Origin of the sequence: Vibrio sp. 1F253, from assembly GCF_041439295.1 — a bacterium.
Classification (GTDB): domain Bacteria; phylum Pseudomonadota; class Gammaproteobacteria; order Enterobacterales; family Vibrionaceae; genus Vibrio; species Vibrio tasmaniensis_A.
Genome location: NZ_JBGONU010000055.1, coordinates 1 through 21,601, shown reverse-complemented (window position 1 = coordinate 21,601; position 21,601 = coordinate 1). Strand labels below are relative to the sequence as shown.

General features: G+C 44.8%; 16 protein-coding genes. 11 read left to right on the top strand and 5 right to left on the bottom strand.

The genetic code is table 11. From position 1 onward, the window contains the following. Window positions 1-35: 35 nt before the first annotated feature. From ACED28_RS19865 to ACED28_RS19855, 3 genes are all read right to left on the bottom strand, one after another. Window positions 36-1,997, bottom strand: a complete 1,962-nt coding sequence (locus ACED28_RS19865; RefSeq protein WP_371710565.1) for a DNA topoisomerase III — start codon at window positions 1,995-1,997, stop codon at window positions 36-38. A 115-nt stretch (window positions 1,998-2,112) separates the two neighbouring features. Then, entirely contained in the window at window positions 2,113-2,661 is a 549-nt protein-coding gene (locus tag ACED28_RS19860) for an NAD(P)H nitroreductase (RefSeq protein WP_004734087.1), read from the bottom strand. Between the two features lie 245 nt (window positions 2,662-2,906). Next, on the bottom strand, window positions 2,907-4,916 hold the full coding sequence (locus ACED28_RS19855; RefSeq protein WP_029224084.1) for an NADPH-dependent 2,4-dienoyl-CoA reductase: 2,010 nt from the start codon (window positions 4,914-4,916) through the stop codon (window positions 2,907-2,909). A 279-nt stretch (window positions 4,917-5,195) separates the two neighbouring features. Between ACED28_RS19855 and sppA the strand changes: the two genes are divergently transcribed. Both sppA and ansA read left to right on the top strand, forming a co-directional pair. After that, window positions 5,196-7,046, top strand: coding sequence for a signal peptide peptidase SppA (sppA, locus tag ACED28_RS19850; protein ID WP_371710564.1), 1,851 nt, complete (start codon window positions 5,196-5,198; stop codon window positions 7,044-7,046). Between the two features lie 118 nt (window positions 7,047-7,164). Continuing rightward, a complete protein-coding gene (gene ansA, locus ACED28_RS19845; RefSeq protein WP_371710563.1) occupies window positions 7,165-8,181 on the top strand; it encodes an asparaginase in 1,017 nt (338 codons plus the stop codon). Window positions 8,182-8,329: 148 nt separating this feature from the next. On the opposite strand, the gene ACED28_RS19840 is transcribed toward ansA, so the two are convergent. Next, complete coding sequence (locus ACED28_RS19840) at window positions 8,330-8,611, bottom strand: YeaC family protein (protein ID WP_009848655.1); 282 nt, start codon at window positions 8,609-8,611, stop codon at window positions 8,330-8,332. Window positions 8,612-8,724: 113 nt separating this feature from the next. Between ACED28_RS19840 and ACED28_RS19835 the strand changes: the two genes are divergently transcribed. Beyond that, complete coding sequence (locus ACED28_RS19835; RefSeq protein ID WP_029225310.1) at window positions 8,725-9,531, top strand: DUF2989 domain-containing protein; 807 nt, start codon at window positions 8,725-8,727, stop codon at window positions 9,529-9,531. Window positions 9,532-9,710: 179 nt separating this feature from the next. On the opposite strand, the gene msrB is transcribed toward ACED28_RS19835, so the two are convergent. Then, on the bottom strand, window positions 9,711-10,109 hold the full coding sequence (gene msrB, locus ACED28_RS19830; protein ID WP_009848657.1) for a peptide-methionine (R)-S-oxide reductase MsrB: 399 nt from the start codon (window positions 10,107-10,109) through the stop codon (window positions 9,711-9,713). A 358-nt stretch (window positions 10,110-10,467) separates the two neighbouring features. Here msrB and gap point away from each other — a divergent pair, with 358 nt between their 5' ends. The 8 genes from gap to ACED28_RS19790 all read left to right on the top strand — a co-directional run bounded on the left by gap (window position 10,468) and on the right by ACED28_RS19790 (window position 21,410). After that, window positions 10,468-11,463: a type I glyceraldehyde-3-phosphate dehydrogenase gene (gene gap / locus ACED28_RS19825; protein ID WP_009848658.1), complete on the top strand. Its 996-nt coding sequence runs from the start codon at window positions 10,468-10,470 to the stop codon at window positions 11,461-11,463. A 242-nt stretch (window positions 11,464-11,705) separates the two neighbouring features. Beyond that, window positions 11,706-12,590, top strand: a complete 885-nt coding sequence (locus tag ACED28_RS19820; protein WP_009848659.1) for a D-hexose-6-phosphate mutarotase — start codon at window positions 11,706-11,708, stop codon at window positions 12,588-12,590. A gap of 325 nt (window positions 12,591-12,915) precedes the next feature. Beyond that, window positions 12,916-14,952, top strand: coding sequence for a methyl-accepting chemotaxis protein (locus tag ACED28_RS19815; RefSeq protein WP_371710562.1), 2,037 nt, complete (start codon window positions 12,916-12,918; stop codon window positions 14,950-14,952). Window positions 14,953-15,145: 193 nt separating this feature from the next. Next, window positions 15,146-15,961 (top strand): 23S rRNA (guanine(745)-N(1))-methyltransferase, encoded by an 816-nt coding sequence (gene rlmA, locus ACED28_RS19810; RefSeq protein ID WP_009848662.1) that lies wholly within the window; start codon window positions 15,146-15,148, stop codon window positions 15,959-15,961. A gap of 75 nt (window positions 15,962-16,036) precedes the next feature. Continuing rightward, window positions 16,037-16,996 (top strand): ChaN family lipoprotein, encoded by a 960-nt coding sequence (locus ACED28_RS19805; RefSeq protein WP_371710561.1) that lies wholly within the window; start codon window positions 16,037-16,039, stop codon window positions 16,994-16,996. Window positions 16,997-17,270: 274 nt separating this feature from the next. Then, the gene (locus ACED28_RS19800; RefSeq protein WP_065678626.1) at window positions 17,271-17,624 is read left to right on the top strand and encodes a hypothetical protein; all 354 of its coding nucleotides are present in this window, start codon (window positions 17,271-17,273) and stop codon (window positions 17,622-17,624) included. Window positions 17,625-17,752: 128 nt separating this feature from the next. After that, on the top strand, window positions 17,753-19,639 hold the full coding sequence (locus ACED28_RS19795; RefSeq protein WP_371710560.1) for a BCCT family transporter: 1,887 nt from the start codon (window positions 17,753-17,755) through the stop codon (window positions 19,637-19,639). Between the two features lie 193 nt (window positions 19,640-19,832). Further along, window positions 19,833-21,410 carry an alkaline phosphatase gene (locus ACED28_RS19790; protein WP_371710559.1) on the top strand — a complete coding sequence of 526 codons (1,578 nt, stop codon included), beginning with the start codon at window positions 19,833-19,835 and terminating at the stop codon, window positions 21,408-21,410. The last annotated feature ends 191 nt before the right edge of the window (window positions 21,411-21,601 follow it).

Sequence of the window (21,601 nt, the reverse complement as noted above, 5' to 3'; positions counted from 1 at the left end):
ATAATGGGTGTTGTTAGCTTTCAGTTTCTAACTGATTAACTTTTAGCGCCTTTCTTCGCGTAAGTCTTCTTCCTTGTCCCACCACCTTTGCGGCGTTTAAAGGCCGGTCTTTCGACTTTAGGAAGATGGCGCAGGGATTCAGGAACTTCACCCGTTTTTACCTTGCCCATCAAACCGTCGATCTTGCTTTCTAACTCTTGCATGAAGGGTTGATACGCTTGATTTCGTTCAGCCATGCCTTGCAACTGATGCTCCCAGTGAGCGGTCATGTCGGGAAAGGTCGAGTCCTCTGGCAAGGCATTAATCAAACCTCTCCCCGCAGGGCTGCTATGAATGCTTTTACCTTGTCGAGTTAGTAGCTGTCTTTTGAACAAAGTATCTAGAATGCCCGCACGAGTTGCCTCTGTTCCAAGGCCATCGGTCTCTTTCAAAATAGCTTTAAGGTCTTTGTTTGCCACAAAGCGCGCAATACCGGTCATCGCTTGTAACAACGTCGCTTCGGTAAAGTGTTTTGGTGGCTCGGTTTTCTTATCGCCAATAATACCTTCACGACACGTCAGCACCGTTCCTTTATCCAATGGAGGAACCGTATCTGTGCCATCGCCTTTCTCTTCGGTGTCCGTTTTTCCCATCAACACCTTCCAACCTGGGTTGATAAGCTGACGCCCTTTCGCGATGAACACACCACCAGCGATATCAAAAACCAACTTAGCATCCGCAAAAACAGCCGGTGGGTAGAACTGCATCAGATATTGGCGGGCGATTTGCTGATAGATTTTCATCTCATTGGCAGATAGGCCATTCACCGCTGATTTCTTCGGCGTTGGGATTATCGCGTGGTGAGCATCGACCTTACTGTCGTTCCATGCTTTGGATTTAAGAGAAAGATCCGCGCCTTGCGCACCACTTTGCAGCTCTTTCGCATTATTGGCGATAGCATCCACGACTGACTCTCGTTGCGAATAATGATCTTTAGGTAGATAGCGGCTATCAGAACGTGGGTAAGTGATGAGTTTGTGTTTCTCATACAATGACTGACAAGTGTCGAGTACCTGTTGAGCGCTCATACCAAAACGCTTAGACGCATCAATCTGCAGAGCTGACAGCGAATAAGGGAGTGGTGCCGCTTGTTTGCTTTGCTTTTGCTCTGATTCCGTTACCATTGCAGGCTGATTAGCAATTCGGTTAGCGACATTCTCAACCAGCTTTCGATTGAGCACGCGGCCTTCTTCATCTTGCCAAGGTTTACATGCTTCGCTTGGCTTCCAACGCGCACGAATATCAAAGCTCTGCCCGTTGTTTTGGTAAGGGATCAGCGCATGCAGAGTGAAGTAATCTTTCGGAATGAAGTTTTCAATCTCTTCATCACGCCTTACGACCAAACCAAGTATAGGCGTTTGCACTCGCCCTACCGACAACACACCTTGGTAACCCGCCTTTTGACCAAGCAAGGTATACGCGCGAGTCATGTTCATGCCATACAGCCAATCGGCTCTAGAGCGCGCCAATGCAGAAATAGAAAGTGGAATAAAATCGCGGTTACTCCGCATCTGAGAGAGCGCACGCTTTACCGCTGGTAAGTTCAAATCGCTGATCAGCAGCCTGTCCATCGACTCTTTCTTAGCCTTAGACACCTTGCAATAATCAATCACTTCATCGACTAGCAGCTGCCCTTCTCTATCCGGGTCACCCGCATGGACAATTTGGGTCGCGTCCTTCAATAGCTTTCGGATCACCGTGAGCTGTTTGCTGGAAGTCTTACGAGGTCTTAGTTGCCATAGCTCTGGCACGATAGGAAGATCGGCTAAGTTCCACTTCTTATAGCGGTCATCATAAGCGTCTGGCTCAACCTGCTCCAATAAGTGTCCAATACACCAAGTCACCACATCCCCATTGCCACATTTGATAAACCCTTGGTCTTTCTTCTGTGGATTAGGTAGTGCGGCGGCAATCGCGCGGCCGAGGCTTGGTTTTTCAGCAATAATAAGGCGAGACATGTTTTTCCAGATGCTACAAACAATTAGGGCCACATTATCTAATGTGGCACCTAGAAATCAAGGAAAACTGGTTGTTTATACAGTTAGCATTCTACTATTCAAGCTTCAGCGTTCTTTATAAGAACTCAACGAACTTTGAGAAGTCACGCTCTGGCGCTTTCATTGGCGTACAGCCCGGAGTACCCAAATATAGGAAACCAACGATTTCGTCGTCGCCTTCTAGGCCGAAAGCTTGGTGAACCTCAGGGTGGAACATCCACTTACCTGAGCGCCAAAAACCTTGGAAACCTTGAGCAACGGCAGCCATTTGCATGGCTTGTGCAGCGCAACCCGCAGATAGGTGTTGTTCGAACGCGGGCACTTTTTCGTGCTCAGTTACCTTTGCGATGATAGTGATCACCATTGGTGCTCGAAACGGCGCTTTTTTAACTTTCTCAATGACCGCTTCTTCGCTCTCGTCAGCTTGTGCCGCACGAACCAAAATATCAGAGAGCTTCTGTAACCCTGAGCCTTGTGCGATAACAAAGCGCCATGGTGTCAATGCGCCGTGGTCTGGAGCACGTAAGCCCGCTTTAATGATATTTTCTAACGCCACACCTTCAGGTGCCGGATCAGAGAGTTTTGCGATTGAGCGTCTATTGAGCAATAGATCCAAAGCATCCATTTGAAGTCCTTACTAATTTTTATTTTTTGTATAATTGAACTGTAGCACAGAACACAAACGATAATAAATCTCAACGGCTGTCTATTTGAAGCAATATTTGAAACGACACTAGAAACAACAAAGGCCCCTAAATCTATGACTTAGGAGCCTTATTTATCTGTCTAGTCCAAGCTTAATTACCCGTCTAGTTCAGCTTATTGAACTTTCTGATTCAAACTTATCAAACGAGAACATTCTGTTTGTTGTTAGAGCTTAATCGCCAGCTCAACACCTTGTCGAATCGCACGCACGGCATCCAGTTCACCTGCGTAATCGGCACCGCCTATCACGTGTAGTTTGCCACCAAACTCTTGCCACATGTCTTCGAATGGACGAACTGAAACTTGACCCGCACATACGATAACGGAATCGGCATCGAGTACCTGATCTTTCTTACCAACGCTGATATGCAGACCTTGGTCGTCAATCTTGTTGTAGCTCACGCCACCAAGTAAGTTCACACCACGTTTTTCTAATGTGCGTTTATGAATCCAACCTGTAGTCTTACCCGGGCCTTTACCGACACGCCCCGCTTTACGCTGCATCACCCAAACCGTTTTATCACTGAACGAATCAGGGTAAGGATAAAGTCCACCTGGGTGCTCCATATTCTTATCAATGCCCCACTCATGCAGCCAGTCGTCCAAGCTATGAGAAGTCGGCTCTGTCAGCATAGTTGCCACATCAATACCAATACCACCGGCACCAACAATCGCGACTTTTTCGCCTACTGGTGTCTTTTCACGAATCAAGGTTTGGTAGTCGACTACGTTTTCTTGATCTATCCCTTCAATATCAAGCTTTCTGGGTTCAACACCAGCAGCCATCACGACTTCATCGTACTTCAACAACATCTCAAACGTCGCTTCAGTATCCAGTTTTAAGTTCACGCCTGATGCATCTATTTGGTTAGCAAAGTAACGAATCGTTTCTCTGAACTCTTCTTTACCCGGAATCTGCATTGCCAATCTAAATTGTCCACCGATGCGGTCATTTTTCTCTATCAGATCAACCTTATGCCCACGCTGTGCCAACGTTGTTGCACAAGCTAAACCTGCTGGCCCAGCACCGACGACGGCAATGGTTTTGGTTGCTTGAGCGGGTTGCACAACAATTTCAGTTTCGTAACAAGCGCGAGGGTTCACCAAGCAGCTCGCTCGTTTGCCTTTGAATACGTTATCAAGACACGCTTGGTTACAACCGATACAGGTGTTAATGAACTGCGCTTGGTCTTGAGCGGCTTTATTAACAAAGTCAGGGTCAGCCAAGAATGGACGAGCCATTGATACCATGTCGGCCTGTCCTGAACTGAGGATACGTTCGGCCTCTTCTGGCGTGTTGATTCGGTTACACGTCACCACTGGGATCGACACGTATGGTTTTACTTTTTCCGTCACCCAAGAGAATGCCCCTCTTGGAACTTGTGTCGCAATAGTTGGGACACGAGCTTCATGCCAACCAATACCGGTATTAATAATGGTCACGCCCGCTTCTTCTAGCTTCTGAGCCAGAAGTACAACATCTTCGAATGTGCTGCCTTGCTCAACCAAATCCAGCATCGATAAACGGAAAATAATGATGAAATCTTTACCCACCGCTTCGCGAATCGATTTAACGATCTCTAGCGGGAAACGCATACGCTTCTCATAAGAACCGCCCCATTCGTCATAACGCATGTTGGTACGTTTACAGATAAATTGGTTAATCAAGTAACCTTCGGAGCCCATGATCTCTATGCCGTCATAGCCAGCAACCTGAGCTAGCTCTGCACTGTTGGCAAAAGCACCGATGGTCTTTTTAATTTGACGAGGGCTCATCTCACTCGGTGCAAACTTAGCGATTGGCGCTTTGATGCCCGAAGCACTTTGCGCGAATGGGTGCATGGCATAGCGGCCAGCATGTAGCAACTGAAGGGCAATTTTACCTCCATGCTTATGCACGGCCTCGGTAACAACTTGGTGAGCTTTAGCGTGCTTAACTTTACTGAACTCAGCACTAAATGGGGTCAATCTGCCACGTAAATTAGGAGAGAAACCACCGGTAACAATAAGGCCAACGCCTCCTTTTGCTCGCTCTTCATAAAACGCGGCAAGCTTGTGGAGGCCTTCTTTATTTTCTTCTAAACCCGTGTGCATTGATCCCATCAATACACGGTTACGTAACTGAGTAAATCCAAGATCGAGTGGTTCGAGTAAATGTGGGTACATGGCAGACATCACTTCTATTATTATATCCTTGTGGTCAGACCACAATATAACTCAATCACCAAAAGTTCAAACAACCGTTTACATTTTTGTAACACCGATCATAATGCAGGACGTATTAATCGTTCAGAAACCCCTAATATGACTACACTTAATGAGAATATATATCGATTAGCAATTCTTGGTGTAGTTTGAGCTAGGGAATTATCGTAGGATATCAAGCAGTTCATATTATTGAGATTAATGGTACTACAGCTTGTTAAAGCGACGTGATCTCACTGCGGAGACAGAATGAAAAAAATATTCAAATTTATAGGCATGATCTTTAAAGGGATTTGGAAGCTCATCACGTTTGTGCGTCTTGCGCTGGTTAACCTTTTCTTTTTACTCAGTATCGCCATCATCTACTTTGTATACTTCCACTCAGACACAACTCAACCCACTGTTCCACAGGAATCGGCTTTAGTGCTTAACCTGTCTGGTCCTATCGTGGAGCAAAGTCGCTATATCAATCCGATGGATTCAGTCACGGGCTCACTGCTTGGCAAAGACCTTCCAAAAGAGAACGTCCTGTTTGATATTGTTGAAACGATTCGCTACGCCAAAGACGATGACAAGGTAACAGGTATCGTTTTAGCACTCAAAGAACTGCCAGAAACCAATCTGACCAAGCTTCGCTACATTGCTAAAGCGCTCAACGAGTTCAAAGCAACTGGCAAACCAATTTATGCGGTGGGTGACTTTTACAACCAAAGCCAATACTACCTAGCCAGCTACGCAACTAAAGTCTTCCTATCACCAGATGGTGGGGTTCTTCTTAAAGGCTACAGTGCTTACTCGCTATTCTACAAAACTCTATTACAGAAGCTTGACGTAAATACACATGTATTCCGCGTCGGTACTTATAAGTCTGCAATCGAACCTTTCATTCGCGACGATATGTCAGACGCAGCGAAAGAGTCAGCTTCTCGTTGGTTGGGTCAACTGTGGGGAGCATACGTTGATGACGTAAGCAACAACCGCCAGATCGATGCTAAAACCTTGAACCCAAGCATGGACTCTTTCTTAAAAGACCTTGAGTCGGTTGATGGCGATATCGCAAAACTGGCAGAGAAGCTTGGTTTAGTTGACGAACTGGCAACTCGCCAACAAGTTCGTCTAGAGCTCGCAGACGTCTTCGGCAGTGACGGTCAAGACAGCTATAACGCGTTGGGGTACTACGAGTACCGTACAACCATGCTTTCTGACCTAACAAGTGAATCGCACGATGTCGCTGTAATTGTCGCTAGCGGCGCAATTATGGATGGCAAGCAGCCACGTGGCACCGTTGGTGGTGATACCACGGCCGCCCTACTTCGCCAAGCGCGCAACGACGACAAAGTAAAAGCGGTTGTACTTCGTGTAGACAGCCCAGGTGGTAGCGCATTTGCTTCAGAAGTTATCCGCAATGAAATAGAAGCGATCAAGCAAGCTGGTAAACCTGTTGTGGTTTCTATGTCTAGCCTGGCTGCTTCTGGTGGTTATTGGATCTCGATGGGCGCAGACAAGATTTTGGCTCAACCAACCACACTAACAGGCTCGATCGGTATCTTCAGTGTTATCACGACCTTTGAGAAAGGCTTGAACGATATCGGCGTTTACACCGATGGCGTTGGTACGTCGCCTTTCTCTGGTCTTGGTATTACAACTGGACTAAGCGAAGGTGCGAAAGACGCTTTCCAAATGGGCATTGAAAACGGTTACCGCCGATTCATTAGCCTAGTTGGAGAAAACCGTGGCATGGAAGTCGATGCTGTCGACAAGATTGCTCAAGGCCGAGTATGGACAGGGCAAGATGCAATCGAGAAAGGTCTAGTCGATGAAATTGGTGATTTTGATGATGCGATTACAGCTGCAGCTTCACTTGCAGAGCTTGAAACCTACAATATCTACTGGGTAGAAGAGCCTCTTTCAGCCACTGAGCTATTTATTCAAGAATTTATGAACCAAGTTCAGATGTCGATAGGCCTTGATATTCAGTCAATGATTCCAAGCAGTTTACAGCCTGTTACTCAACAGTTAGCTCAAGATAGCCAACTGTTAGGTAACTTTAACGACCCACAAGGCCGATATGCTTTTTGCTTAAACTGCCAAGTTCAATAAGATAAGCTCAACGCTTTGTTATCAAGAGGCGCCTCTGTGTGAGGCGCCTCTTTTTATTGCATGATAATTCGCTATAATCGCCCCCCTGTTCCCTATATCACACTAAGTATTAATCGCCATGGAAAGAAAACACATCTATATCGCGTATACCGGCGGCACAATTGGCATGCAGAAGTCTTTGGACCACGGCTATGTCCCAGTCGCAGGTTTTATGGATAAGCAGCTAGCTGGCATGCCTGAATTCCATCGCCCAGAAATGCCTGAGTACACCATTCATGAATACTCTCCATTAATGGACTCTTCAGATATGACGCCACTTGATTGGCAGACTATCGCTGATGATATTCGCGCGAACTACGATAAGTACGATGGTTTCGTTATCCTGCACGGTACAGACACCATGGCTTACACCGCCTCAGCTCTGTCATTCATGTTAGAAAACCTCGGCAAACCTGTGATTGTTACGGGCTCACAGATCCCATTAGCAGAATTACGTTCAGACGGACAAGCAAACCTGCTTAATGCTCTGCACATTGCAGCGAACTATCCGATCAATGAAGTGACACTGTTCTTCAACAACAAGTTGATGCGCGGTAACCGCAGTACAAAATCACACGCAGATGGCTTCAATGCGTTTACCTCTCCAAACCTAACTCCATTGCTAGAAGCGGGTATCAATATCCAGATCAGCAATAACGTTAAGGTAAACGAACAACCTGAAGGTACTTTCAAGGTTCATAACATTACTCCGCAACCCATCGGTGTAATTACAATGTACCCAGGAATCTCGCATGAGGTGATTCGCAACACGCTACTACAGCCTGTAAATGCAATGATTCTGCTTACTTTTGGTGTTGGTAACGCACCGCAAAATCAAGAGCTACTTCAACACTTAAAAGATGCCTCAGAACGAGGTGTGATTGTGGTGAACCTAACTCAGTGTTTGGCAGGTAAAGTCAACATGGGTGGTTACGCGACGGGTTGTGCACTAGCAGAGTCGGGCGTTATCAGTGGTTACGATATGACACCAGAAGCAGCACTGGCGAAATTACATTATCTATTGAGCCAAGATTTAAGCTACGAAGAAGTGAAGGCTCAAATGCAACAAGTGTTACGCGGTGAGATGAGCTTATAAGCCTATCCTGCGATTCGTTTAGCCGAGGGCTTACCTTTAATCAAGCCCCTCACGTAAACCTGAACTAAATCGTATTATTGTTTATAAATAAACAGCTTAACAGTCAAAAAGGGGTGGCACAGTGCCACCCCTTTGTTGTAATTTAAGCCTAATGATTAGGATTAACTCTAACAATATCTTCTTGGTCGGACTTAAACTGCTTCTTTAGTTCAGACTTTGATTTAAAGCTAATTTCTCCGCCGGCTGCAATTGTCATATGTTGAGCTTCAGAGTTATGTTTCGATTGATACAACATAACCGCCTGCATACACGAGTCGCGCTGCTCTTTAGAGAGCGCCGTTCCTTCTGGCCATTTCCCCGTTTCAACTGCATAGTTTAAACGTTCGTAGACCTCGGGGGTCATTGCGCTAAGAAGTTGTTCTGCATCCATGGTAAGGCCTTAGTTTTAACAATTTTCACCAGAAAATAACCCGTATCAGAATTGAGTCAAGAACCTGACTGAAAATAAGTGTATTTGATCACAAGTGAAGGAATATGAAAATTATGAAATGGTTGGTACTAAGCCTATTGCCTTTCACTCTGGTTGGGTGTTTTGACGGGAACAAAAATACCGCTCAATTGTGCGAAAGCAACCCGTGGCTTCAGTGTGAAAAGTTAAATATGAACGACGGACAGTGCCGTGTCGCACGTACCGACCTCGTCTGGCATCGATTTGAAGCAAAAGAAAACCCCAGCGATACCAATAAGATTAAAGAGTTCGAATTAGTCTCTGCCTACAAAAAGTGTTTAGAACTTGCAGCACAAATTGAAACGATTGATCAATCCAAACTTCAAGAACGTCGCTTCATCTCCTTAATGAATAGTATCGAAGAGTCTGAGCGTATTGTTGATGAACTCTCGCGATCAAATACCCCGGAAACGCTTTATTTTATGTGGTCACAAACTGGGGATACCAACGCAAGACGCAGTTTCCTGCAATTAGAAGGGACAGAAGCATTAAACACAGCAGAGATGCAATATGCGCTAGCCACTTTTTATACTACCCGTGACCATGAAAAGACGCTTAAGCTACTCAACAATGCGTTAACGCTTTCTAATGGTTCGAAGGTCAACACCGAGATCTTCAAATCGATGGCGAGTATCAACCACAGCCTTGGGCATATGGAAAAGGCGTACGTGTGGGCCATGGTAGCGAAAGAGTTTGATGTACCTATTGCTTCGGAAGCAGAACTTACCGTGTTGTACCGTTTCGATGAGTCAACATACGAACAACTGAATCAAGACGCGGACAATATAGTAGAAGCTATTGAAGATGAGGTTTACAGCTCTTCAATCGTCCCTCGTTACTGATCGCACTGTTCTCGTTTTCTAGTCCAAACGTTCTATTCACGAGCTTTCAAAAAAACAGCTACCATGATGGTAGCTGTTTTCGTTTGTGCTAGAAATAACTCTGAAATACTGAGCTACTGGGCAGTTCAGTACCACTCAATCAACAAATACGCCTGTAAGGATTAGACAATTGTGACAAGTTATTTGGTAGTTTCGTCATTTTTGTTGAAAATTAACGACACAGAATTAACACAGAACCGTTCACCGGTTGTCTTCGGACCATCAGGAAAAACGTGACCTAAATGGCTATCACAAGCGGTACAACGGATCTCTACACGCTTCATTCCGTGACTTAGATCTTCTATATAGCGTACTGCTTCATCATTCACTGGGGCATCAAAGCTTGGCCAACCGCACCCTGAATCATATTTGTTATCCGACAGAAACAAAGGGCTTTCACAGCATGTGCAGCTATAGACACCCGTCTTATGGTTGTGCAGTAACTTACCGCTATATGGGGCTTCGGTACCACGTTGACGACACACAGAAAATTCATCGTCCGTTAGGCGTTCACGCCAGTATTCATCAGGCTTTATCATATTTCCTCCCTTTTGAATCACGTTAATATCTCTCCACATTATCAGTTATTATATTTACTTTTTTCTATAAAGGCTTGCATATGAGTCGTTTTGTAGCACATACTTTCTCACCAGGAAACATTGTACATATACACTCATAAGTGAATCATCATTTAGAGGTATTTTACCCAACTGGAAGGGTACAGAGCCACTCGCAATGGTCAATTTTCAACCACTTACACCCAATTGTTAAGAAAAGCGTCGCTTTTTTTTGACATTAAACAAGTTAAGTCGGATTATCTATTGCAGATGTATACTGGATTCTGTAATTTTACTACCAGTTATCTTTAATCAGAAATTAAGTTGTGGAGCAACTACAATGACTATCAAAGTAGGTATTAACGGTTTTGGCCGTATCGGCCGTTTCGTATTCCGCGCAGCTCAAGAGCGTGCAGACATCGAAGTAGTAGGTATTAACGATCTAATCGACGTAGAGTACATGGCATACATGCTTAAGTACGACTCAACTCACGGCCGTTTCAACGGTACTGTTGAAGTTGAAGGCGGTAACCTAATCGTTAACGGTAAAACTGTACGTGTTACAGCTGAGCGTAACCCAGAAGACCTTAAGTGGGATGCTATCGAAGTAGACGTAGTTGCTGAAGCAACTGGTCTTTTCCTAACTGACGAGACTGCACGTAAGCACATCACTGCTGGCGCTAAGAAAGTAGTTCTTACTGGTCCTTCTAAAGATGCAACTCCAATGTTCGTAATGGGCGTTAACCAAGCATCTTACGCTGGTCAAGACATCGTTTCTAACGCTTCTTGTACTACTAACTGTCTTGCACCTATCGCTAAAGTACTTAACGATAAGTGGGGCATTGAGTCTGGTCTTATGACTACAGTTCACGCTACTACAGCAACTCAAAAAACTGTAGATGGCCCTTCTGCTAAAGACTGGCGCGGTGGCCGTGGTGCTTCTCAAAACATCATCCCATCTTCAACTGGTGCTGCTAAAGCTGTAGGCGTTGTTCTTCCAGAACTAAACGGCCTTCTAACTGGTATGGCTTTCCGTGTACCAACTGCTAACGTATCTGTAGTTGACCTAACTGTTAACCTAAAAGAAGCTGCATCTTACGAAGAAATTTGTGCTGCAATGAAAGAAGCTTCTGAAGGCGAAATGGCTGGCGTTCTTGGTTACACTGAAGACCAAGTAGTATCACAAGATTTCATCGGTGAAGTTCAAACTTCAGTATTCGATGCTAAAGCTGGTGTTGCTCTAACTGACAAATTCGTTAAAGTTGTATCTTGGTACGACAACGAAATCGGTTACTCAAACAAAGTTCTAGACCTAATCGCTCACATCTCTAAGTAATTTCTTTTTAGAAATAGCTTTAGATAAGCATTAGCGAAGACTGTTTTGAGCAGACTTTGAAAAAGGCGACCTTAGTGTCGCCTTTTTAATACCTGCTATCTTTTAAACCGCGTCTGTCTAAGCTCATCAAGATAGCCCAAACGTAAAATTCAATTCTAATACTGACTCTGCTTGTTACTCATGAAAAATCAAGCATCACTCTAGTCAGCATTTGAATTCAATTTCCTTAGAAGGATCATGTAATGGATTTATCTACTCTACCTGCACTGTCGGTACTTTCTGACAACGTCACTATCGTTGAGCACGAAGGTGTAAAACTAGTTCGTGTTATCCACGATAAAGCAAACGCAGCGATTTCGTTGTTTGGTGGTCATGTCGTGTCATTCCAACCGCAAGGTCAAGAAGACCTAATTTGGATGAGCCAACAAGCTAAATTCGATGGCAAAACGGCTCTGCGTGGTGGTATTCCAGTATGTTGGCCTTGGTTTGGTCGCATTGCAGCCCCAGCACATGGTTTTGCACGTTCAAGCGAATGGCAATTGGTTGAGCACCGTGAAAGCGAAGCTGGCGTGATTGTTAGCTTAGGTCTGAAGCCAAGCGAAGAGACGCTAGCAGTATGGCCTCATCAGTTTGATGCACGTTTGAATGTTGAGATCGGCGAGCAACTAAAAGTAACGCTGGACGTGAAGAACACTGATTCTCAGCCATGGACTTTCTCTGGTGCACTGCACACTTACCTAAACGTTGGCGATATTCACAACACAACCACAACGGGTATGGGTGCTGAGTACATTGATAGCCTACAAGGTGGCAAGATCTGCCAAGGTGGTGCTGAACTGGTACTGACTGACACGATTGACCGCGTTTACACGCAACCAGAAACGCAAATCTTTGTTGCTGACAAAAAGCTGGATCGCACACTAACGGTTGAAAACCACGGTCATAACTCTGCGGTACTTTGGAACCCGTGGGCGGAAGGGGCTGCAAGTATGGGCGACATGCAAGACGACGGTTATCTAACCATGATGTGTGTCGAGTCAACACTGCACGCACCAAGCCTAGAAGCAGGCAAAACGTTACAGCCTGGTGAAAGCCACCAGCTGATTACGGTGATTGCTTCGAAATAAGCTTAAAGCTAGGCCAATTAGATTCGAAAATGCAGCCCATGAGCTGCATTTTTATTGCCCTAACCATCTCTATCTCTATCTCTATCTCTATCTCTATTCCCATGACCAGTTTGTAAGTTAACGCAGACAAAATTTATCTACTCTGATTCAAATACATTCCAAATTACATTTCATATCTCATACGCCATAATTTATAAATATAACTATCAATTCATTAATTCTTATCAATTACTGCCTATGAATAAGTTCTTATGATAGGAGGCTCAATAACAAACTTATCTAAAACCACTTAACAACACCTCAATGAAGACAGGATAATGAATTCATGTTCGAGAAATACAAAAATCAAAGTGTTGGCTTCCAACTTAAGTTGGTCATTTTGCTGTGCTTACTTATCGCCTTTGGCTCTATCGCAACGCTCGTGTATCGCAATGCCTCACAAGTATTATTAGACAACACGTTAAGGGAACACCAATCCAAAGTAGAAGCGATGGCCAAAACCATATCTGGCCAATTCGATGCCTACCTGCATACCGCCAAAGTTTTAGAATCCACCTTTCGTAACGGTTACCTAGCAGGTGTTTATGTTGAGAATTACGACGTTGAGTTCAACGGTCATTCCATTCCTAACCTGACTCAATATGGTGAGAGCCTAATCAACGACACTAAACTCGTTGATAGCTTTACTCGCGACACCGGCGCTGTAGCAACCCTATTTGCCCCATTTGGCGATGACTTTATTCGCGTGTCTACTTCTCTTAAAAAACCGTCAGGGGAACGTGTTGTTGCCACAACGTTAGGCAAGAATCATCCTGGCTATAACAAACTCAAAAATGGCGAAGCTTATTACGCGCAAGTGAAGCTCTTCGGCCAACGCTACATTACCTACTACGCACCTTTAACGAATGCACAAGGCAAAGTTAACGGTGTCTCTTTCATTGGTCTACCCGTAGAAGAGGCGACACAAAACCTGTTCGAGTCATTGCGTTCTGTCTCATGGGGCGATACTGGCTATACCATCATCGTTGACAATGAAGAAGAGCATCAAGGCCAGTACTTACTGCACCCTACTAATGCTGGAGGTGATAAATCTATTGTGGATGTTGCCGACTACGACGGTAACAAACCTTTCTATCAGCTCTTTGAGCAGCCATCCGGCTTGATTCTCTACCCTTTTGAGTATCAAGGAACAGTGGGCGAAAAATACCTCGTCTATACCGAAGTTCCGGGGTGGAATTGGAAACTACTTGGCGGCACATTTATTAATGAAGTCACTAAAGGCAGCGACGAACTGCTGAAACTTATCGCGATAATCGCGACCTTGATTGCCGCCGCTACCATCGTCGTGTTAACGCTCGTATTGAACCGTACGTTGACGCCGTTAACGACTTTAAACGAATACATGATGCGCTTAGGAAAAGGCGAAGTCAGCTTACATATTCCAAACAACGGTAAACAGACTAAGAATGAAATCAGCAACCTAAATACCGGCGTTGCGAATATGGCTGCTCAATTGAATACACTCGTTGGAGAAATTCGTACGACCAGTGATCAAGTACAAAACAGCTCTAACAGTGTGTCACAGGATGCTAGCCACAATCTGAGCCAATCTGACCGCCAGCAAGCACAGGTTGAGCAAGTCGTTACCGCTATTGAAGAGATGGCTACCTCGGCAGAATCTGTAGCGCAGCAAGTGAATAGCATTGCTGAAAATGTTCGCCTTGCAAATGAAGACAGCCAGAAAGGTTTAGAAGTCGTTGAAGGTGTGTGTATTGATGTTGCCCAGCTAAATGATCAATTAGACAAATCAGCATCGGCCATCGAGCAAGTGAGTTCTGATAGCGAAAGCATTCAAACCGTCACCAAGATGATTGATGACATCGCAGAACAAACCAACTTACTTGCGTTGAACGCTGCAATAGAAGCCGCGCGAGCGGGGGATCAGGGTCGTGGTTTTGCCGTGGTCGCTGACGAAGTAAGAACATTGGCTCATCGTACACAAACGTCAGTACAAGACGTAGTGAGCATCATCGAGAAGTTGAAATCTTCAACTAACAATGCCGTGAACCTGATGACACAAAGCCAATCGAATGCCAACCAAGTACTTGATAAAGCGCAAGAAGCAGGCACAGCCCTAGAGTCGATTGCCTCTCAAGTTGAATCTATTGCCTCTCAAGCTGAAACCATTGCTGCGACATCAGAAGAGCAAGCTCAGGTTTCTCAAGAAATAGCAGCGAACGCGCATGCGATCAGCGATTTGAACCAGCAAAGCCGTGAAACCAGCGCTAAGACTTCTCACAGTGCTGATGAACTTCAAAAACAAGCTGAGTCGTTAAAGAACCAAGTTAACTTCTTTAGCTAAAAACCGAGTTCACTGTTTCTATCAGTGACTTGCTCATAACCAATAGAGCCAACCATACGTTGGCTCTATCTCTTCACTGACAGCCTCTGTATCTTCACTAATTGCCGTAAACCAAGACAGCTGCGTTTATTCTAGCGCCCCACTATGCTTCCTGTTAAAATTTTGGACTTGAAATTTCTACCTCGAGTTCGCAATGACTTACCAATGCCCTTTGTGTCACCAACCTTTATCTCAAAACGATCGTACGTTTAAGTGTGAAAAGAACCATCAGTTCGACCTAGCGAAAGAAGGCTATGTTAATTTGATGCCAGCACACCACAAACGCTCAAAAGATCCAGGTGACAACAAAGAGATGATGCAGGCTCGTCGCCGCTTCCTTGAAGGCAACCACTACGATCCAATGCGTCAAGCTGTTGTTGGTTTATGCGCTAGCTATCTGCCAGCAACCGCCCCTAGCCTATTAGATATCGGTTGTGGTGAAGGTTATTACACCAATGAAATTGCGGTAAACCTTCAAGAAAAGAATGGTGCGACTTTTGGCCTAGACATTTCTAAGATTGCTATCAAATACGCAGCTAAACGCTACCCTGCTGTCGACTTCTCAGTCGCTTCGAGCCATCGCCTGCCCTTTGCGGAAAACAGCTTAGACGGCATTCTACGCATTTATGCGCCTTGCAAGGCTGAAGAACTGCAGCGCACCATCAAAGACAATGGCGTGGTGATCACCGTGACCCCTGCTAGCCGACACCTGTATCAGCTGCGTGATGCAATTTATGATGGTGTTCGCTTGCACGACGAAGATCCAGAAATGATTGAAGGTTTTACTCTTGAGCACCAAGAGCAACTAAACTATATGATGGAACTATCGGGGTCAGACGCATTCGACCTGCTACAGATGACGCCGTTTGCTTGGAAAGCGAGTGAAGAGTTTAAACAACAACTCATTGATGCTGAGCAATTCAACTGTGAAGCGGACTTTATGCTGCGAGTGTACCGCAAACAGATTTAATTGATATTGATTATCGTTTGCATTGAAATATCCTCTTGCCTCCTTTAGTATGCGTGTTCTTCAAGGAGGCATTTCATGCAACGTATTATTCTTATCGGATTAGCGACCCTGCTTACAGCTTGTGCTAATCAACCTTCAAACAGCACTTCTCAAAAAGTGGCTAACACGCAAACGCAAGCCGTTTCCACATTCTACGACTACCAATTCGCGTCTCCACAAGGCGAAACGCTTTCTCTCGATGCATTACCTAAACAGCTGATTGACGCTGATGTGGTTCTTATTGGCGAATGGCACACTCACTCGGCAATCCATCGCTTCCAAACCGATTTCTTAAAAGCACGTCACAACGCCACATCAAACATCGCGCTTTCAATGGAACAGTTCACTCGAGAACATCAAGACACATTAAACCAATATCTCAATGATGAAATTGGCGAACAAATTCTTATGTCTCAAGCGGCTGCTTGGCCAAACTACGAAAGTGATTATCGCGCACTGGTTGAGTTTGCTAAAGCCAATGACGTCGATATCATTGCGGCAAACGCACCAAAACCCTTCGTACAATGCATTGGCCGTAAGGGATTAGCCTATCTAGATCAGCTAACGACGGAACAACGTCAATGGATTGCTTCAGAAGTGGATACTGGCGATAGCCCTTACAAAGACAAATTCATGGCTTCGATGCATCACGGCACGCCAGAGCAAACAGAAAAGCAGTTTGCCGCTCAAGTAACATGGGATGAAACCATGGCGGAGTCGATTGTCGGTTACCTAACATCCAACCCAGATCAGCAAGTGATTCATGTTGCTGGCAAGTTCCATACAGAAGATGGTTTAGGCACAACTGCATCGATTCTGCGTCGCAATCCCGATCTAAAAATTGCGATTATCAGCCCAGTTAAGGAAATCGCTTCAGATAGCAGGGACTACCAGCTCAAAGTGCTTTCTCCACCCGCTCGCTTTGTTAAAAAAGAGAACAGAATGAAGGCATACAAACACCTATCTAAGCGCGGCGCTAGCCTAGAGTGCGACTAAACCATCCTTATCCATTCTTATAAGAGAACGAAACGATGGGCTAATTCTAGATAACTAGCCCATCGACAGAGCTTCATTGGCTCCTATCATCCACTCTAACTCTATATAACATTCAAATTCCTTATCGGCACAAGATTTGCTTAATAACTAGACGGTTTGACTAAGCAGACGAAAAAACAATGTGCGAATAAAAAAACATCACCACGGTGATTAAATGCACAAGTTTTTCACACCTCTGCCGATACTATATTTAAGGATAGGTAAGGAGAGCGATATGACACCAGTAGGAACGAATAATACTCAGCTGTATTCACCTGCGAAAATGAACGCACAGAATAAAAGCATCGAGGCTGAAAAGCCTGCTCCACTCAAGGTGGAACAAAATACCGTTAAGCTTTCCGATGAAGGAAAAGCGCTATTATCTGCTCTTAAACAAATCGATAAAGAATCCAAAAAATTCGAAGCGGAAAATGCAACCGTTACCGATAAAGTTGAATCGTTCGCTCATGGCGCTTTAGGTATGGATCACCCAGATAAGATTGAAGAAGAGGACGATGGTTCTTATTCAGCTGGGCAATACTTATCCGCAGCGGCAACCGTTGGTGGCATTCTACTTGCCTTAATCTAACTTTCCCCTCTGTTACTGCACTTTCCTCTCTGCATTAAAGCGATTTGTCGTCACGACAACAGACCCGATTTGGTCTAAAAAACGAGTTCATTCCATAATTCCGCTCTCATTTTAATGGAATAATACTCGTGAAAAACACTTTTGAGCTTATTGATAAGCCTACTTTCTTTGGTGCGATTGCACTCCTACTCACGATAGTTTTCCCGCTCATTTTGTTCCCTGCACAGGGCGCAGACTGGATTGCGGTTGCGAAAACATTCATGACGGATCAACTTGGATTTCTATATCTTGCTCTAGGCCTAGCTGCTTGTGCCTTCATGGTTTACGTTGTGTTCAGTGATATGGGACAAATTAAACTGGGTGAAGCTGATGAAGAACCTGAGTTCAAAACTGCATCATGGGCAGCAATGCTTTTCTGTGGTGGTATCGGCGCAAGTATCTTGTACTGGGGCTGTATTGAGTGGGCTTACTACTACCAATCACCGCCTTTCCAACTAGAACCCGGAAGTGAAGAAGCGGTTCGTTGGGCGGCAACTTATGGTTTGTTTCACTGGGGACCAATCGCTTGGTCTATCTACCTGATCCCAGCGATTCCTATCGCTTACTTCTTTTATGTGCGTAAACAGCCTGTTCTAAAGATCTCTAGTGCGTTAATGCCTGTTCTTGGTGAACACCGCAGTAAAGGCGTACCTGGAAAAATCGTCGATATCCTATTCATTTTCGGTCTACTGGGTGGCGCCGCGACAACACTAGGTTTAGCAGCACCTCTCATCACTGAAGGTCTGAATCACCTATTCGGTCTACCTAAAAACAACCTTACGCAAGCAATGGTGCTTTTAGTTTGTACGGCAATTTTTGCTTACTCTTCTTATGCTGGCTTGGAAAAAGGCATCAAGATCCTGAGTAACATCAATTTCTGGGGTGCAATGGGTTTACTGACTTTCGTTCTGATCGCCGGTCCAACAATCTTCATGCTAGAAACAGGTTTAGACTCTATTGGTCGTCTACTGTCTAACTTCTTCGTGATGGCAACGTGGGCTGAACCATTTGGTGGTTACGGTACCTTTGAGAACACGCACTTCCCACAAGACTGGACCATTTTCTACTGGGCATGGTGGCTAGTATTTGCACCAAGTATGGGCCTGTTTGTTGCGCGTATCTCTCGCGGAAGAACCATCAAACAAATGGTGTCAGGTTCAATTTTCTTTGGCTCTCTAGGTTGTTTCTTGTTTTTCATGATCCTAGGTAACTATGGCCTATCACTGCAACTTTCTGGTGAACTGGATGTAGTAGCGATTTTGAATGCAGAAGGCGCTACCAAAGCTATCTTCTCGATGCTTGCGCAACTGCCAATGAGTACACTAGTTATCGCGGTATTTACGCTGCTGTGTATTATTTTCACTGCAACGACATTTGACTCAATCTCATACATCCTAGCGTCTGTTGTGCAAAACAACGTGACCGAAGAGCCAATGCGTTGGAACCGTATGTTCTGGGCATTCACACTGTCGTTCTTGCCAACGATTCTGATGTTCTTGGGTGGTCTAAGTACGCTACAAACGGCAGCAATAGTTGGTGGCTTACCGCTACTGGTGATCTCTGTGATGCTGATGATTTCAGCGGTTCGTGCAACTAGCCTCGACCTACGCCATCAAGACGCGTACATCGAGCCAACGATCAATATCGAAGAACTACCAGATATGGACCCTTGGTCTGCTGAAGGTATTGCGCTGGCTCAATTTGAGAAAGAAAAAGATGCTGCACAAGAGGCCGCAGAACTTGAGCGAGTTGCCTACACAGAACTTGCCGCAGTGAAAAAAGAAATTCGCGCTTATGTGTTAGAACAAGGTTCACAAATGGAAACTCACGACTTACCAGAGAACCTACAACAAGCACTTGAGCAGGCCGAGAGTAATCTTAGTGCCGCACAAGCGAAAAAAATCGAGTTATCTGAGCAAGCTCAGAATGCTCGTATCACGTTCAACCAGGTGGTTGCAGACTTACCGCTTGCTTGACATTAGCCATGACACAGTCCATTGATTTGGACCCTCCTAAATACGACAAAGGCTCACAGAAATGTGAGCCTTTTTTTATGCTTTTCAAAAAATTGGAGTTATTGCTCAATTTCACATTGATGAAATAAATATGAAACGACTTTGACACAAATCGATGTTCTAATCATCCCGCTTATATAAAAAGGGATAACCAATGAAGCACATTATAAAACCAATCATTGCCGCAGTGGCAACCTCAACACTTTCATTCAACGTACTTTCAGCAGAAATAAAAAACGTCATCCTGATGATTGGCGATGGAATGGGACCTCAACAAGTTGGCCTGTTAGAAACCTACGCAAACCAAGCACCAAACTCGATCTATAAAGGGAACAAAACCGCCCTTTATCAACTTGCTCAAGAAGGGGTTATTGGTTCATCCCTGACTCACCCAGAAGATGCAATTGTGGTCGATTCTGCTTGTTCAGCCACCATGCTTGCAACCGGTATCTACAGTGGTTCAGAAGTGATTGGCATTGATTCTCAGGGCAATCATGTTGAGACAGTTCTTGAGAAAGCTAAAAAGGCAGGTAAAGCAACGGGACTCGTGTCCGATACACGCTTAACTCACGCCACGCCTGCTGCATTTGCTGCTCACCAACCTCACCGTTCGCTAGAAAACCAAATTGCTAACGACATGCTAGAAACTGGTGTTGATGTAATGCTTTCGGGAGGGCTACGTCATTGGATCCCTAAATCGACCAACGACAAAGGTGAAACCTATAAGCAACTTGAAAAACTGACTCAAGGTGATGTTTACCTAAAATCAAAACGTAAAGACGACCGTAACCTTCTTGCAGAGGCAGAGAAAGACGGCTACCAACTGGCATTTAACCGCAGCATGTTAGAAGATACTAAAGGCGATAAGCTACTTGGCCTGTTCGCCTACTCAGGCATGGATGACGGCATCGCTTACAGCAACAAGAAAGAGAGTGGTGAACGTACTCAACCAAGTTTGAAAGAGATGACACAAAAAGCGCTCAACATCCTATCCAAAGATGAAGACGGCTTTTTCCTAATGGTCGAAGGTGGCCAAATAGATTGGGCAGGCCACAGTAACGATGCCGGCACTATGCTGCATGAACTGCTCAAGTTTGATGAAGCGATCCAAACTGTGTATGAATGGGCAAAAGATCGTGAAGACACGATCGTGATTGTGACCGCAGACCACGAAACAGGATCTTTTGGCTTCAGCTACTCTTCTAACGACCTACCAAAACCACAAAAACGTTCTGGTGAAGCCTTCGCCGACCGCGACTATGCACCTAACTTCAACTTTGGCGCATTCGATATTCTTGATGGTTTATATAATCAAAAGCAAAGCTACTACGGCATGATCAGCGAATTTCAGAAGCTGGATAAAGCGCAGCAAACACCTGAAAAACTGGCTGAGATCGTCAACAAGAATAGTGAGTTCCCTATTACAGCTGAACAAGCGAAAAACGTATTAGCGAGTAAGCCGAACCCATACCGATTGGCTCAACACAAATACTTATCGGCAGAAGAAGTGCCTGCTATCAACGATTTCGATGCATTCTTCCCTTATAACGACCGCGGAAACTTGCTTGCTCGTGAACAGGCAACAAGTCAAAACATCGTTTGGGGTACAGGTACACATACTCACACACCAGTGAACGTGTTTGCTTGGGGCCCAGCAGAGAAAATACTGCCCGTTTCAAAAATCATGCACCACTCAGAACTGGGTGAGTACATTAAACAACAAGTAAACTAGCCTGAATCTTTTTTACTCGTTTTACTTAGCGCCCTACGGGGCGTTTTTTGTTTTAAGCCTTTAAGTTAAGTAAATAAGTAAATTTAGGCGACGCCAAATAGCAAAACAGCCGCTCAAGAGCGGCTGTTTTTAGAATAACTGATCCGCACCAGCAGTTTTGGACACTGAGTTAAGTGAGTACAATCACTAAT